This window comes from Taibaiella helva (assembly GCF_003545695.1).
Taxonomy (GTDB): domain Bacteria; phylum Bacteroidota; class Bacteroidia; order Chitinophagales; family Chitinophagaceae; genus Taibaiella; species Taibaiella helva.
The window spans coordinates 305,880-321,328 of the sequence record NZ_QUZZ01000003.1 but is presented as its reverse complement, the minus strand read 5'-3'; the positions used below and the strand labels follow the sequence as shown (position 1 = coordinate 321,328).

The window sequence follows — 15,449 nt, the reverse complement described above, 5'->3', positions numbered from 1 at the left end:
TAAGAATGCGCTACGCTATTGCAAAACAACCTTTGCCATATGGCTTCCTTTGCCCGATGTTATTTTGATGAAATAGATGCCTTTACTGTAGCTATGAAGGTCAAGCGTTACGACCTGCCCGCGTTTCAGGCTTCCGAGGTGCTGCACCTGTATCGTCTGGCCGGTAACTGTCTGAACCAGCAGATCGGCGTTTTCAAGCGTAGCCCCGTTGTAGGCTACAGCGACCGTGCCTCCGGATGGATTCGGAAACAGCGTAAGGTTATCCCTAAGATCGGGGGCCTGGTTTATTCCTACCATATTCGATTGAAATTTCACCAGGTAGTCCTCGGTCTCGCCCGATACAAAGGTCCCGCATCCTTCGTCGGAAGGCGCATTGGCAGCAGTATCGTTATTAATTATCATACGCAGGCCGGTCACTGTATTCAATACAGCAGCTGCAGGAATGGTGATCGTAGCTGTTTTATGCCAGGTGGTTGCGGTGGTTTTTCCTGTATAAATACGCTCTTCCGGTATATCATAGACGCCGTTGCAATTAAAGTCGGCAAACATGGTGATCCTGGCGTCGGCATGGGTATTGCGCAACAGGATATGATCCAGGCTGAAATTATAAGTGCTGTCAACATAAAGCGATATTATGCCTTCTCTGCTAAAGTCAGTATTCCTGCGAATAGCCAGAGCATTATTCAAATGTCCTCCGGATAAAGGATGATCAACAGTGCTCAGGGCAAAGCCGCCGATATCGCTGCTGTCGGCCTTTGCGGAGAACCCGCCGTCGGCATAGCTGGTGCAATAGCAAAGTGTGCTGGCCGTTAGGGCTATTGCATTGGAGAAGGCTTGGGTACCCGATGCCCTGCACGTTGCTTTTATCCTGTACCAGGCTGCAGCAGCAAAGGTGCCCGATAGCTGAGCCGTATTTTCTGTTCCGGGTACATCGTTCCACAGCGTACCATTCGTCGAAGCTTGCCATATCCTGCTTGTCAGGCCCGGTATCGTATCGAACCCGCTATGGACGAGATTAAACAGGTACCCGGGACAAAGCAGGGTATCCGAAGCATTTACTATACCTGCATTGATATTGCCGGTACAGGGAGCATTATGGATATGTACCAGGTAGTCTTCCGTTTCACCACCATAATACGGGCCGCAGGGCTCTACTACAGTGGGATCGTAGTACCCGTCAGTATTGGTGACGATACGCATACGGGTAATGCCGGTCATAACGGTACCCGGTACCGTATAGCTACCGGTAATATTGTAAGTATCTTCTGGCTTGGAGCCTTCCCAGGCAATTTCATCCGTATCAAATATGCTGTTGTGGTTGTAGTCGATATAGATTTTGGTATAGGAACCCGACATTACCGGCCATGCCCAGGGGCCATTGCTCGTTATGTAGCTCAGGTCGAAGATGTAAGTGCTGTCTTTGATCATATCGGCAATGCCTGTATTCGTATAGTCGGTATAGTGTTGTTTGGCATTCAGGTTATTGCTTTGGGGTAAAGGATTACCATTATTGATCAGGGTATCGATGCCCGACGCGGTTATTAGTTTTACATTGCCCATATTCACCCATGCGCTTGGCGCGGTAGACGCGGAGTTGCAATAGCAGTTGTAGAACGGTTGCAGGTGCAGCAGCCTGGGCGCGGATGTATCGATCGCTCCCGAATTAGCACAAGTAACGATAGCGCGGAACCAGGTATCCTGGTTCAGAGGCGTCGTAGATACTTCCTGCGTTCCGCCGATCACGTCGTCCCAGGTGATACCATTGGTAGACTGCTGCCACTGCCAGGTAAGTCCCCCGGCCGCTGTGGTTCCGGTAAGCGAAAGTGCCACGCCCGATCCCAGGCAAGCTGTAGCGGAATCCACGGTGCCAGCTAACGGCGTTCCGGTACAGGCCGGCAGGATGCGGAGATTGTCTATACCCATATCGAAATCGCCCCACTGAGGTTCGCCATGCCCGGTGAACTTGATAATCGTAGTTACCGAACCCGATGTGATATCAAACGTTTGAGCTTCCCATCCGGCGCTGACGCCCATACTGTTCAATACGGCCAGCTGCGTAAACGTAGCGCCGGCATCGGTCGAAACCAGTATTTCCATATTGGCGTTGCTGCCAGCGGTGGCCTTGTTCATATAGTCAAAGCGCAATGTTTTGACACCCGCTCCGCTGCAATCGGCATATACGCTCAAGCTGCCCGAAGAAGCCGTCTCCGTAGTATGAAAGCGGGCCGAATGTGCATTGGCGCTGCTCACCGGCATATAGTAAGTGGGCACCACGGAACCTGTCCATGAGGCGGAGTCGCCCTGGTCTTCTCTTCTCCACGAGGCATTGCCGGTGGCAGGAAACGCGGCCCAGTTTGAATCGGGCAATTCCAGGTTGCTGCACCTGCTTTGCCACTGTTCGAAATCCTGGCTGTAAGGAAGCGGCCTGTATATTAGTCCGCTGGTGTTCGGATTGACCTGAACGGGAAGGCTGGTTGCAGTTTGATTGGTATTGCTGCAGGTAAGCTGCACGCGGAACTGTGTGGTATCTGTACCTACGGCGAAGGTAGCCATGCTACCGGAGACGCCTGTAATATTTTGCCATGTAGCACCGTTGTCCACAGATTGCTGCCATGTATACGATAGTCCGCTGCCTGTTGCAGAAGAGACGGCATTTAAAGTAACCGGCTCCGATGGACATATATTGAACGGACCGCCGGGAAGAAGATTGGGCGTAGCCGGGGTACCGGTACAGGCCGGCGCGGACCGCATGCTCAGCTTAATATTAGTCCTGTTGTTGAACGGTTCTGCATCATTGTAGTCATTGCAGGCCGAAGCAACAGACCTGAACACAGCGGTGCCCCCGGTCAGGCTTTCCGAATAGCGCAGCTTGCCTGTAAACCCTGCAGGGGTAGCCACAGTAGTGTCAAAGCAGAAATCGATGATCAGGTTGCTGCTGCCATCCCAAAAAAACGGGTTCTGGAAATGCAGCCAGTTCCACTGACCGGCAACAGGCGTAAAAGTAGCTGCCGTATATACCTGGCTGAGCGCCAGACCATCAAAGGCGGCTATCGATGCGGCCGCCGTATTTTTGATCTTGACCGCGTATCCCGGCAAAGGCAGCTGTGGTGCCTGGTATACATTTATAGCCAGCGAGTCGATGATTGACGCACCCGTTACGCCCAGCGTATTGAGCTCCGCAGCGGTGTACAATTGCTGAAAGTGCGTATTCTTTCCCCAGGGAGAAATAGAGATAGGGGAATAGATATTGTCGTAAGTGGTATCGGTACCCAGCTGCACGATTTGCTGGGCGGAAGATTTCCAATAGCTGCCTGCCAGCAGGCCAATGGTAAAAAGGACTCCGGTTAAAAGGTTTTGTAATGATTTCATCATCCGGGATTCATTTAGCATTTAGGATTATTGTTTCTATTAGTAGCCTGAAGCAGATGTTTGGAATAAGCGACTATAAAAACAAAATTAGCCGGGAGGAAACTGCAGCAATAGAGTATTACTACTCCTTTTATTTTTGCCGGTATTTTTTCCGGATAAGCATAAAATGCGCTACTTTGGTATCCGCAGGTCGCTCCTCAGGGCCTGGAATCTTCGCTGTTTAATTCAATTTGAGATCAGTCTTGATAGGGAGCCGGTATCCATATATTCAGCTGCTGCTGCTCTTGCTGGCGGGAAGCTTGGCGTCCTGGAAAGGCTATAGCCAGCAGGCAGCCTGGCCTGCGTTTTTGTTTGTTCCAGAAGAAAATCAATTACCGCCCGACTGGCCCCTTTCCCCGACGACCACTTACGATTATGGCATACTGGGTCCCGCCAAAGAAACCGCGATCACGCCAGCGCAAAAGAGCAGGATAAGCCGGCTAAAAAAAACAGGAGAAGCTTTGCAGTGGGTGCATACCGACAGCGCTATGCACTACTTCGATTCGGCTTATGCCGAAAGTATCAGGATAGGATATTATACCGGGGTGGCGCAGGCGCTCAACAGCAGGGGAATGACCCTGCTGGGTCAGGGCCGGTTCGCCGACTCCCGTCTAGCCTTTAAAAGAGCTTACTACTACGCGCTTATATCTGCCGAAAAGCAAAGCCTGCTGTCGGCCTTATATATTAATCTGGGCGCCTCTTACAGTTACCAGGCCAATTTTGAGAAAGCCTTTGAATACTACTATGCCGGCCTGCAGTACATGCAGCAGCATAAGGCCGACGATTACAATCTTATCATGACCTACAACAATATATCTGATGTCCTGATACACATGGCGCAATTCGAAAAAGCAGCTTACTACCTCAACCTGGGCGAAAGGCTGATGCTGGACAGGAAAATGGAAGAGATATATGGTTACATATGGTCCAACAAAGCCGATCTGGCGCTTGCAGGCAAGGACTATAAGCTGTCGGCGATGTACCGGGAAAAAGCGTTCCTGGTTGCCCGCAAGTATAAGCTGATAGAAGTGCAGCAGGCGGTTTACCTGGTAGAAGCGAAATATTACCTCGCTACCGACCAGCTACATGAAGCTATTGTGGCGCTAAAAAAGATCATCGAAATATCGGATGCTACCTTTCCCCTTTACTCGCTGATCATGCCCTATTATACCTTAGGTCTTACCTATTACAGAACAGGGGACTACAAGAATGCGGAGAAAGTGCTAGTGCTGGCCCTGGCAACAGCCCACAAGACAGGCATCTTAACAGATAAACTGGAGGCACTATCCACGCTCACCAAGGTGTACACGGAAACCGGCCGGTACAAAGAAGCGGCTGAGCAGCAGAAAAATTATATTGCGCTGCAGGATAGCCTGAACAACAAGGAAAAACTCAAAATTGCCAATGAGCTGGAGGCCAAATTCAGGACAGCGGAGAAAGACAAGAACATCGCAGAGAAAGAGTTGCTGATCGAAAAGCAGAAACGGGATCTGGAGCATAAAAACTTTTTAATATCGGCTGCAGCTGTCGGTGCTATTATCTTTATTGTGCTTTGCTTAGGGTTTTACTGGAGCCTTAAAGCCAAGAACAGGATACTGGCCATGAAAGCGCATATGGAGGGCGAGGAAAATGAACGTATGAGGATAGCCAGGGAGCTGCACGATGGCATCGGCGGACAACTGGCCGTGATCAAAATGATATTAAGCTCCTGGCCCGAAGACAGGAAAATGCAGGTAGTAGCTTTGCTTAATGAGACATCGGAGCAGGTACGCCAGACGGCCCATAATCTTATGCCCGATTTTATCAAGGGCACCGAGCTGGCAGAGGCCCTTACTTTATATGTCGAAACGCTGAACCATACTTTTCCGCAATTGAAAATAGACCTTCAGATATATTGCAAATTTGATGTACAGGATAATACCGTAAAGCTTTCCATCTATCGCATGCTGCAAGAGGTTCTGCAAAACATCATACACCATTCGCAGGCAACGGAGGCCGTAGTGCAGGTATTCGGACAGCAAGGGAAATTGCAGCTGCTGATAGAGGACAATGGCATAGGGTTCGATCGTTCCAAAGTAAAGGCAGGCCTGGGTATCGTCAACCTGGAAGCCCGTGTCAGGATGCTGAAGGGAAAAATGGAGCTGAATTCAGCGCCAGGCAGGGGTACAACTGTAAATATTGAAATAAACAAGTGACCTGTTCTTGTTGCGCCGGGTTACGCGCTGATAAAATTCACATTAATATCGTCCAGATGATTACTGTATTTATAACCGATGACCATCCGCTGGTATCCAAAGGGATCAGGGATATGCTTTCACCCTATCCATCTATCCAGATCATTGGTACGTTTCTGAGTGGTGCAGCATTGCTTGCCGGCATCAAAGTGCAGCAGCCCGATGTGCTATTGCTCGATATACAGCTGCCGGATATGAGAGGCGAAGAAATTACGCTGATGCTCAGGAAAAATTTTCCGGATGTAAAGGTATTAGCGCTTACCAATTTTAACAATACCCTCTATGCGAGCAACATGCTGAAGAGCGGCGCGTTCGGCTACCTGCTGAAAAATACAGATGAAGAAACGCTGGTCGATGCCATCGAAACAGTATACCGCGGGGAGACGTACCTTTCACCGGATATGAAGATCAGGGTCGAAGATTTCCGAAAGAAGATACAGCGTAAAACATCGTCGAAAGCATCGCTTACGATCCGTGAAATCGAAATACTGACCTTGCTCACCAAAGGTTTCAGCAATCAGCAAATTGCGGATGAACTTTTCTTAAGCAAACGTACCGTTGAGAATTACAGGTTGAACCTCACTTTAAAGCTTGAAGTCAAAAATACCGCAGGTCTTGTGAAATATGCCGTAGAGTTGGGATTAGATAAGTAGCATTCCACAGCAAACCACGCCTGGTGGTGTGGCTGCGCCGCTTTTGTTTTGGCCTGTTCTGTTCGCAAGCAAGCTTGTGCTGTCGGGATGACTGGACACATTTCGAACCATTTTATAGGCGATTTAAATGAAATTCACCAGTTCATAGTAACCTATAAATAGCTGCCTTATTTTGTGTGCAGTCAATATTAAATGTAGCATTTTGTAGCATACTTCTTATTTTTTGAAAAGCCATAATATTTATGATTTAATCCGGTTAGTTGTTTTTAGTTATGACCTTGCAAAGTTTATTAGAGGTTGAATATCTCCTTTATCTGCTTCTTTAATGGCGCTGAGGTAAACATTGCGTTGATCACCTTGTTCTGCTAAATTACCTGCCCCCCATGTATAATGGGGCCGCTTGTAAATTTTCTCAATCACAATATCAGCCATCAGACGGCTATGCCTGCCGTTGCCATTAGGGAAGCAATGTATGCTTACCAAACGGTGCTTAAAACGTATAGTAGTTTCATCAGGACTGTAAATGCCGTTAGCATACCAAAACTTTACATCATCCAGCAGGTATCTCAATTCGGTTGGTATCTGGTATTTATCTACTCCGATATTTTTATTGGTTTTGCGAAACTCGCCTGCCCATGCCCATACATTGCTGTACATACGCTTATGTACTGCTTTTAAAAATTCTTCGGTAAAAACATTTTCAACTTTAAAAGAACGATTGAGAGACCACAATACTGCCTGTTCAATATTTTGCTGTTCAAACTCGTCCAGTTCTCCACGGGTGGCAATGGTAGGAATGAGCAACCCTTCTTTCTCGCCTTCATCCAGTGGTGTTTGCCCGTCTATGTAATCTAAATCTAATCCCATAAGGTTTTAGGCATTTCGTTTTTAATAGCTATTGCCCTTTCCTGAATTGCTTTTTCAATACGTTGCTTTGTGTTTTCCTGGTCTTCCAGTTTCATATTATTACTGGTACGCATCACAATTTGCATAGCAAGCTCTTTTGCTTTTCGGTCTATCAATTCTTCCAAACTACCATCTATCGGGACAAAACCGTACACTAACTGCATATCCAAAGCCTTCGCTGCTTCCCGAAGGGATTTTATGGTAATGGAACCGTCTTTTTCTCTGCGCTCAATATCCTGCACACTTTGTTTGGTAATAGAAAGTCGGTTGCCCAACTGCTGCATACTCATACCAATAGCGGTACGGATGGCTTTTATCCATCCAGTAGGTGGTGAGGCTACCTGTTGCAGGCTGGCGTAAGCCAGCATTTTGCTGTTAAGCTGCTGTATTTGTAACGACTTTTTACCCATGGCAGTAAAGGTATATTTTGACTAAATAATAGCAAATGTATGGCTATAATATGACAAACAAAAGAAAAAGTAAGCCTTTAGACTGACTTATTAACATGAATCAGGATAAATATATAACATTCATTCGCATATACTGCAAAAATATATCTTCAAACTTGCCTTAAGCACTCCCTGGCTTTTGCTGAAGCAAACGGTTATATGGTTTAGGACGTTTGTGTCTCGAAGTGCCATATATTTATATTATTTTTAAATCCTTCCGTTCTTCTTCCAGGGGTGTAAGAGACATCCCTTTCTTCCTCTTCAGGCTCGTAAATATCTATGCTTAATTATCTTCTCCCCCCAACTTTTACGATTGATCCGCAATAAGGCCTAAACTTAAAAATGCCTGAAAACAAAAATCCCCGCTTGAAGCGGGGATCTGTCTCGTGGTGCCCAGGACTGGATTCGAACCAGCACATCCTTGCGAACGCTGCGACCTGAACACAGTGCGTCTACCAATTTCGCCACCTGGGCAATCCGTTCAGGAATTTTGAGGTTGCAAAGGTAAGGGAAGTTTTGAGAAAAAGAACAAAAAGGGAAGATTTTTTTAAAAATTTATTGTTTTCCAACTCATTACTAAAATTGCGTGTCTGTACACTTACGCACCTGTCCTTAAACCGCTCAAACATATCGCCTGCCACCATGAAAAGATGGATATACTTCTGCCTCTTTGGCCTTCTTTCCTTTACCTTGACGGCCAAAGACGGGAATATCGATTTCATCAGGAACAACAACCAATTCCCCGACCCTGTACGTTATAAAGCCTTCCTTCCCGGCGGCGCCGTATTCCTGAGGAACGACGGCTTTACCTACAATTACTACCAACCGGAAGACCTCCGGCGCATTCATGAGATGAAGCACGAGGGTAAAGATATCCTGTCGGCGCAGGTACACTTCCATGCTTACCAGGTTACCTTCAGCAATGCCAGCCCCAATACGATCATTAAAGAAGACGGGCTGCTGCCTTATTATCACAATTATTTTATCGGCAACGATCCCTCCCGGTGGGCAACGAAGGTACCTTTGTACAAAAGGGTTACCTGGCAAAATATTTACCCCGGCATCGATGCTATCGTATACAGCCGTGAACAGTCGCTCAAATACGACTTCCGGGTAGCTCCCGGCTCCAACCCTTCCGCTATTCTGTTGGCTTTCGAAGGGGTAACGCCAAAGCTGATGAAGGACGGCAGCCTCAGGATCAGCACCACGGTCAACACCGTAACCGAACAGGCGCCTTATGCGTACCAGCTGATCGATGGTAAAGAAAGGACAGTTTCCTGTCACTACCGGCTGCTGCCGGGCAACCGAGTGGGCTTCAGCCTTCCGCAGGGGTATGATCGAAGCCAGCCGCTGATCATCGACCCGGTGCTTGTATTCAGCACCTTCAGCGGCAGCACTGCCAATACCTATGGATTCAGCGCCACTTACGACCTGGCCGGCAATCTCTATGCCGGTGGCGAATGTTTCGACGTAGGATGGCCTTCCAGCCCTGGCGCTTTCCAGGGCGCATTCTCCGCCACAGTCGACGCCGGTATCAATAAATACAGCAGCAACGGCAACACACTTGTCTATTCGACTTATTATGGCGGCACAGGACGCGACCTGCCCAACAATATGATGGCGACAACCGCCCAGGAGCTGGTGATCTGCGGTACCACTACCTCCTCCAACCTGGCGACAACCACAGGCTGCTACGACAATACCTACAATGGCAATACGGATATTTATATCGCCCGCTTCAGCCAGGACGGCGCCATACTGAAAGCCGCAACTTACCTGGGCGGCAGCGGCACCGACGGCCTGAACAACGGCCTTAGTCCCAATTACGGCGACAACAACCGGGGCGAGGTACTGACTGCGCCTGACGGTCATATCTATATTGCGGGCAGCACCAGCTCGCCCAACTTCCCCGTTACTGCGGGCGCGCTGCAGCCTGCACACGGCGGCGGGCAGGACGGCATTGTCTGCCGCTTCGACTCCAGCCTCACAACGCTGCAATACAGCACCTTTATCGGTGGCAACGGCGATGATGCTGCTTTTTCGCTGGTGCTGAACAGCAATAACAATGTCGCTATCTGCGGCGGCACGCAAAGCAGCAATTTCCCTACCACAGCCGGTGCATTGCACACCACAAGCCAGGGCGGCACCGACGGCTTTGTAAGCATCATCAGCCTCAGCACTGGGCTGGTACGTTCTTCCTACCTGGGCACCGCTGCCTACGATCATGCTTTTAAGATACAGAACGACGCTTCTGACAATATCTATGTCATGGGACAAACCGATGGGGCTTATCCTACGACTCCCGGGGTGTTTTCGGTAACCGACGGCGACATCTTTATCACCAAGCTGAGCCCGACCTTATCCGGCATTTTGTTGTCCACCCGTATGGGCAATCTTATCAACAACGTCCGTTTTGTCCCCACAGCTTTTATGCACGACATCTGTGGCAATACCTACCTCAGCGGGTTTGGCGCCAACAGCAACCAGCCGCTCTCGCCGGGGGCTTACCAGACTACACCCGGAAGCTTCTGGCTGGGCGCATTGAGCCCTGATTTTACCAGTCTGCTGTATGGTACTTATTTTGGCCCCCTGGGCACACACGTCGACGGGGGCACCAGCCGTTTTGATCCGCAGGGGATCATCTATCATTCGGCCTGCACCAATAACGCCAGTTTCCCGACAACACCCGGTGTTGTCTTTCCAACCAAGCTGACCAGCTTCGGCGATTATGATATCGCCAGCTACAAGTTCAACATGGAAGTCGGCGCAGTCGTCGCCGATTTTGTGCTGGGCAATAATGCGAAAGACACCGGCTGTGCCGATTATGAGGTAATGTTCGACAACCATTCCGTAGGCGCCAACGACTATCTCTGGGATTTCGGCGATGGCACTACCAGCACTGCAACTTCGCCCACACATACCTTTCCTGAGGGTAGCTATACCATTACGCTCGTGGCTTCACGGGCAACCGGATGCAACCTGCATGACACTGCCACACACAATATCGTGGTCAGGCATACCGACAAACCTTTGCTTGCCTTCAGGGATACCTTTCTCTGTGATCCGCACCCCATCACGCTCTCCGCAAATGTCAGCAACCTGAACAGCCATATGAGCTTCCGCTGGGAGCCTGCCGGCGCCGTTACTTCAGGCGGCAACCAGCAGCGGGCTACTGTGGATCCTTCAGTCAGCACAACCTTTATCGTACATGTAGGTAACAGCTCGACGGCATCCTGTGTCGATAGCGCTACAGACACGATCCATATTTCCCTGTTTGACTACAGCCGCATGTACGCCCTTCCCCTGGATACAACCATCTGTCCCGGCGACAGCCTGCAGCTGCGGGCGTATGGCGGTACCAGCTACCTGTGGACGCCCGATGAGACTATCGACCAGACGGATGCAGCGCTGGCCCGGGTGTGGCCTTCGCGGAATATCGACTACAAAGTGCATATCGTAAACGACACGGGCTGCGCCATCGACCGTACGGTAATGATCAAAATGCAACCTCCTGTAACGGTCGACGCCGGCCTGGACCAGGACATTAAGCGCGGCGAATCGACTCAGCTCGACGGCCGGGCATCGGGTTCCTTCATCTGGCTGCCTGCCGGCAGCGTATCGCCCGATAATATGCTGAATCCACCCGTAGCACCGGAAAAGACAACTACTTATTATCTCAGGAGCATATCATCCGAAGGCTGCAGCGCTATAGATTCGGTAACCATACATGTGACCAATGCCCTGCTGCCCAATGCCTTCAGTCCTAACGGCGATGGCAGGAACGATGTATTCAAGCTGGTTCCCCAGGACGAGCGTGTACGGCTCAAAGATTTCAGCGTCTATAACCGCTTCGGTCAAAGGGTATTTTTCACCAGGGACGTGAATCAAGGCTGGGATGGCTTTTTCAACGGCAAGCCTGCCGATCTTGGCACTTATTTTTACCTGGTGCACTACATCATCGGCGAGCATACCTATAAGCTTAAAGGTGACGTGACCCTGATACGGTAATTGTCTTTTCGGGCTAAGGCGCGTATCTTTGTGCTATGCATTTCAGCGAGGTTACCGGCCAGGCGCTGGCCAAGCAGGGATTACTCAATCTCTGGCATTCGGGCAAGCTGCCTCATGCCCTGATGATCACGGGCAAAGAAGGCACCGGCGGCCTGGCGCTGGCGCTGGCACTCACACAGTACATCTTTTGCGAACAGAAGGGTGACCAGGATTCCTGTGGCCATTGCGCCGGCTGCACCAAGGTGCAGAAGCTGGCCCACCCCGATCTGCATATCAGCTTTCCTTCCATACCGCCCAAACCAGGCGTCAAAGCATCGAGCAAAGTTTATATGGGCGAGTTCCGGGAATTTGTACAGCAATCGCCCTACGGATCGACCTTCGACTGGCTGCAGTTCATCAATGCCGAAAACAAGCAGGGTAATATCACAGCTGAAGAGTGCCGCGACATTATCGAAACACTGAACATGACGGCCTTTGAAGGCGGCTATAAAGTACAGCTGATCTGGCGGCCAGAATACCTGGGCAAGGAGGGGAATATTTTGCTGAAGCTGATTGAGGAACCGCCGCAGCAGACCCTTATCTTCATGATCGCGGAAGAGACCGAAGATGTGCTCAACACCATTCTCTCCCGTACTCAGCAGGTGAACCTGCTGCCGCTTACCGTAGCGGAGATCACCGATGCGCTCGTCACCCGTAATCAGGCCGATCCGCGGCGGGCCGCGCAGGCGGCGCAGCTGGCCGAAGGCAGCTACAGCAATGCCCTGCAGTTGCTGAACTATACCGGCAGCGATCTGCTGTTGCCCCTGCGGGAGTGGTTCAACGGCGTCTTTACCCATAATGGCATTACCGTCAACAAATGGGTGGAGGATATGGGTAAGACCGGGCGTGAGCAGCAAAAGAACTTTCTCCTGTTCACGCAGCAATTACTGGGCCATGCCCTGCGTATGACGCTGATACCCGGCTATGTGCCCTCATTGCCTGAGGATGAAGCAGCCTTTGCCGGGAAGCTGGCCCAGCGCAACTTTGCACCGGAGATCTACGAAAAGATCGATGAAGCGATCAATAAAACGATCTATCATATCGAACGCAATGCACACTCCAGGACTCAGCTGCTGTACTTGTCCCTACAAGTGCAATACCTCATCCAGGGGCAGGAGCTGAAGGTATTCGCCTGATCTTTTTCTTCCTCTCTCGCGCGGCGTCAATGAGCTACGGAACAAGAAAAGACATTTCTCATACCTATTTGGTCTCCGGAGAAAAAAACAAGATCGATCCTTCATGTCGCATGCTATCTGGATGACAAAGGGCGTCTACAATTAAACTACTTCGAATCAAAAACATCCCATTGTCACGCTGAGGTCTGCGTAGCAACCGAAGTGTCTCCTTATGCTGTCCACAAAGTGCTAAATTTATTATTGCTCGCGACGGCGCAGTGGCGCTGCGAAATAAATAAACCGGGACAACTTCGGCGAGCGGCTTTTATAAGCTATTGCATAATTGGAAACTGCTTTAGCGATCCTATTTTTCTCACAAAGACACCAAGACGTTGTATATTGCCCGCCGTGACCTGCGAGATAAGTACAAATCTTACGGAAAGTTTTACCAGCTCACCTTCTTCAGGTCTTTAAAGAACTGTTTCTCTTTGTCGCCGATATCGTGCAGCAGCTTGCTGAGCTCCGTATAAGACACCAGGTCGCTGTTGCGGGCCTTGCAGATACGGGCAGCGCTGTAGGCGAAATGGCGCCACTGATCGCCGATGGCGGTATAGCGCTCGGAAAGGGTGCCTAACTCGTTGTTGCCGGTATGTTGCGCGGCCTCCTGGAGGAAAGCCGCATAGAGAAAGCGGAAGCCGCCACCGCCGGTACCGATCTCTTCCTGCATCCGGATTATGTTACCGAGGTACAGCGTGCATTGCCGGGGTGTAAGCTTCTTCGGGTATTGTTCGATCTTCTTTGCCAGGAGGTGTATCGCGTTTACGCCGAACCAGGGTACGGGCGGCGAAGACATAAAGAAGCAGGTTTGTTTAATACCGTCTTTGATGCCCTTGGCCAGGTCGATCGATCCGGGTACTTCTTTGATATAATACATCTTACCTTTAGGCTCGGGCATTCCCCTGGCGAAACGGGCGCGCACCAGGGCTTCGGGACCTATAGTGGCCGTGGCTTCCAGCACCGGGTCGCTGACCAGGTAACGGTCGTTTTCCTTGCCATAGATCACCAGGTTATGCGCATTGAAATGAAAGCGAAAAGCCTCGGGCAGGTAATCGAGATAATACACGCCGGTGATCATACCCACGGGTATATTCTGCGAGAGCGCCGTATCCAGCGCTTCCATAGCTTTGGCCTCGCTGTCAAACTTTTCGGTATGGATCTTAATGCCCAGCCGCTGCGTGACACGCTTGAAGATATAACCCGGCCATATACGGAAGGTAGTACCAGGAATACCGCTCACTTTGACAAAAGGCAGGTGCCCGAAGAAAATGCCGGCGCCGATACCAAAAGCCATTGGTTCGGAAAGCTGAATCCCGTTATGCTGTAATAGGTTGGCCGTAACACCGCTTTCGCAGTGCGCATGCTGATGATGTTGAAACGGAGTGGTCAATGGGCGGCAAAAAATTAAAGGTCTTGTGCAAGCCGGCGGTTATCGGCCGAAATCCTGCAGCTCGGATAGGGTGATGCCGAATATGCGGCAATATTTAGCGAGGGTCTTGTCGTCCAGCTTACGGAATACTTCGGGTTTGAAATGCCTTTTGATCTGCCATTTCCACTTACCCATATACCGGGCCAGCACAGACAGCTCCATCAGGTTTTTTTGCATAAAATAGGCAATGGGACTCAGCTCACCGCGCTTTACTTTAGCTTCGGTTTCCTTCAGCTCCTCCAGCACCGCCTCCCAGGCCTGGGTCGTGGCAAGGTTCTCGGCCTCCCAACCTTCCGAATTGACAGAGGTATAGCTTCCGTCGTCGCCGGTGGCGTACAACAGCTTGTGGACATTGCTTTTCCCTTTAAATTCTTCCTTATCCTGGGGGACTTCGTTCAGTTTCATAGGACGGCTGTTTGGATAGCCAGATAAAAATACTCCCGTGCCTGCGCGGGCAGACCATGGCCCAAAAATAACAATTCCCGGTCAAAGAGCATGCTGCCGGTTAAGGCTACCAGCAAAAAGCGCTTCACCCGGTCAGGGATGAAGCGCTTCCGGTATTGTTCGGGACAAGATTTATTTATTCATTACCTTTTTGGCTTCGATGCTCAACGTAGCATGTGGTACGGCACGCAGGCGGGCTTTGTCGATCAGCTTGCCGGTAACGCGGCAAATGCCATAAGTTTTGTTCTCGATACGGATCATAGCCTTTTCCAGGTGGTTAATGAACTGGATCTGGCGACCGGCCAGCTGAGACAGCTGCTCGCGCTCCATGGCGCCGCTGCCGTCTTCCATATGGTTAAAGCGGTTGTCGGTATCGTCGGTACCCGCTTCATCCTTACGGGTGATCAATCCCTGCAGATAGGCCAGCTCTTTACGCGCATTGTCCAGTCTTTTGGTGATCAGCTCTTTAAATTCATTCAGCTCTTCATCACTATAGCGATAAACAGGCCCGGAGCTTTGTTCCGGTTCGTCCAATAAGGATCGTACAGAAGGATTGTATTCTTTCATAGTTAGTCCTGGTTCTTCCTGGGTTACTTTTTTTTCAATTTTACGATGAGCAATCACTACACCCGGTTTGGAGGGCGTTTTTCTGGGTAGCTGGCGCACCGCATCGATGATCTCGGAACGTGCCGAGGGCACAGCGGGAA

The 15,449-nt window shown here is 50.2% G+C and carries 10 protein-coding genes and 1 tRNA gene; 4 read left to right on the top strand and 7 right to left on the bottom strand.

From position 1 onward, the window contains the following. Window positions 1–15: 15 nt before the first annotated feature. On the bottom strand, window positions 16–3,372 hold the full coding sequence (locus DZC79_RS06670) for a GEVED domain-containing protein (RefSeq protein WP_157976973.1): 3,357 nt from the start codon (window positions 3,370–3,372) through the stop codon (window positions 16–18). 227 nt (window positions 3,373–3,599) lie between these two features. Here DZC79_RS06670 and DZC79_RS06665 point away from each other — a divergent pair, with 227 nt between their 5' ends. Further along, on the top strand, window positions 3,600–5,603 hold the full coding sequence (locus tag DZC79_RS06665; RefSeq protein WP_157976972.1) for a tetratricopeptide repeat-containing sensor histidine kinase: 2,004 nt from the start codon (window positions 3,600–3,602) through the stop codon (window positions 5,601–5,603). A 56-nt stretch (window positions 5,604–5,659) separates the two neighbouring features. Continuing rightward, window positions 5,660–6,295: a response regulator gene (locus DZC79_RS06660; RefSeq protein WP_118950772.1), complete on the top strand. Its 636-nt coding sequence runs from the start codon at window positions 5,660–5,662 to the stop codon at window positions 6,293–6,295. 270 nt (window positions 6,296–6,565) lie between these two features. On the opposite strand, the gene DZC79_RS06655 is transcribed toward DZC79_RS06660, so the two are convergent. The 3 genes from DZC79_RS06655 to DZC79_RS06640 all read right to left on the bottom strand — a co-directional run bounded on the left by DZC79_RS06655 (window position 6,566) and on the right by DZC79_RS06640 (window position 8,124). Next, the gene (locus tag DZC79_RS06655; protein ID WP_118950771.1) at window positions 6,566–7,162 is read right to left on the bottom strand and encodes a mobile mystery protein B; all 597 of its coding nucleotides are present in this window, start codon (window positions 7,160–7,162) and stop codon (window positions 6,566–6,568) included. Continuing rightward, window positions 7,153–7,611 (bottom strand): mobile mystery protein A, encoded by a 459-nt coding sequence (locus DZC79_RS06650; RefSeq protein WP_118950770.1) that lies wholly within the window; start codon window positions 7,609–7,611, stop codon window positions 7,153–7,155. Before DZC79_RS06650 ends, DZC79_RS06655 begins: the two co-directional genes overlap by 10 nt. Window positions 7,612–8,037: 426 nt before the next feature. Further along, window positions 8,038–8,124 (bottom strand) — tRNA-Leu (locus DZC79_RS06640). A 168-nt stretch (window positions 8,125–8,292) separates the two neighbouring features. Here DZC79_RS06640 and DZC79_RS06630 point away from each other — a divergent pair. Next, window positions 8,293–11,658, top strand: a complete 3,366-nt coding sequence (locus DZC79_RS06630; RefSeq protein WP_118950768.1) for a DUF7948 domain-containing protein — start codon at window positions 8,293–8,295, stop codon at window positions 11,656–11,658. 35 nt (window positions 11,659–11,693) lie between these two features. Further along, entirely contained in the window at window positions 11,694–12,833 is a 1,140-nt protein-coding gene (locus DZC79_RS06625) for a DNA polymerase III subunit (RefSeq protein ID WP_118950767.1), read from the top strand. Between the two features lie 424 nt (window positions 12,834–13,257). Here DZC79_RS06625 and DZC79_RS06620 read toward each other — a convergent pair whose 3' ends face one another. The 3 genes from DZC79_RS06620 to DZC79_RS06610 form a co-directional block, all read right to left on the bottom strand. Continuing rightward, window positions 13,258–14,259, bottom strand: coding sequence for a BtrH N-terminal domain-containing protein (locus tag DZC79_RS06620; RefSeq protein ID WP_118950766.1), 1,002 nt, complete (start codon window positions 14,257–14,259; stop codon window positions 13,258–13,260). Window positions 14,260–14,298: 39 nt separating this feature from the next. Beyond that, on the bottom strand, window positions 14,299–14,703 hold the full coding sequence (locus DZC79_RS06615) for a hypothetical protein (RefSeq protein ID WP_118950765.1): 405 nt from the start codon (window positions 14,701–14,703) through the stop codon (window positions 14,299–14,301). 171 nt (window positions 14,704–14,874) lie between these two features. Further along, on the bottom strand, window positions 14,875–15,441 hold the full coding sequence (locus DZC79_RS06610) for a TraR/DksA family transcriptional regulator (protein ID WP_232831778.1): 567 nt from the start codon (window positions 15,439–15,441) through the stop codon (window positions 14,875–14,877). Between the last annotated feature and the right edge of the window lie 8 nt (window positions 15,442–15,449).

What these genes read in the sequence shown, in the direction of transcription:
- DZC79_RS06625 (WP_118950767.1), top strand. Translation starts at nt 11,694, where the DNA reads ATGCATTTCAGCGAGGTTACCGGCCAGGCGCTGGCCAAGCAGGGATTA.
- DZC79_RS06670 (WP_157976973.1), bottom strand. Translation starts at nt 3,372, where the DNA reads ATGATGAAATCATTACAAAACCTTTTAACCGGAGTCCTTTTTACCATT.
- DZC79_RS06655 (WP_118950771.1), bottom strand. Translation starts at nt 7,162, where the DNA reads ATGGGATTAGATTTAGATTACATAGACGGGCAAACACCACTGGATGAA.
- DZC79_RS06660 (WP_118950772.1), top strand. Translation starts at nt 5,660, where the DNA reads ATGATTACTGTATTTATAACCGATGACCATCCGCTGGTATCCAAAGGG.
- DZC79_RS06615 (WP_118950765.1), bottom strand. Translation starts at nt 14,703, where the DNA reads ATGAAACTGAACGAAGTCCCCCAGGATAAGGAAGAATTTAAAGGGAAA.
- DZC79_RS06630 (WP_118950768.1), top strand. Translation starts at nt 8,293, where the DNA reads ATGAAAAGATGGATATACTTCTGCCTCTTTGGCCTTCTTTCCTTTACC.
- DZC79_RS06650 (WP_118950770.1), bottom strand. Translation starts at nt 7,611, where the DNA reads ATGGGTAAAAAGTCGTTACAAATACAGCAGCTTAACAGCAAAATGCTG.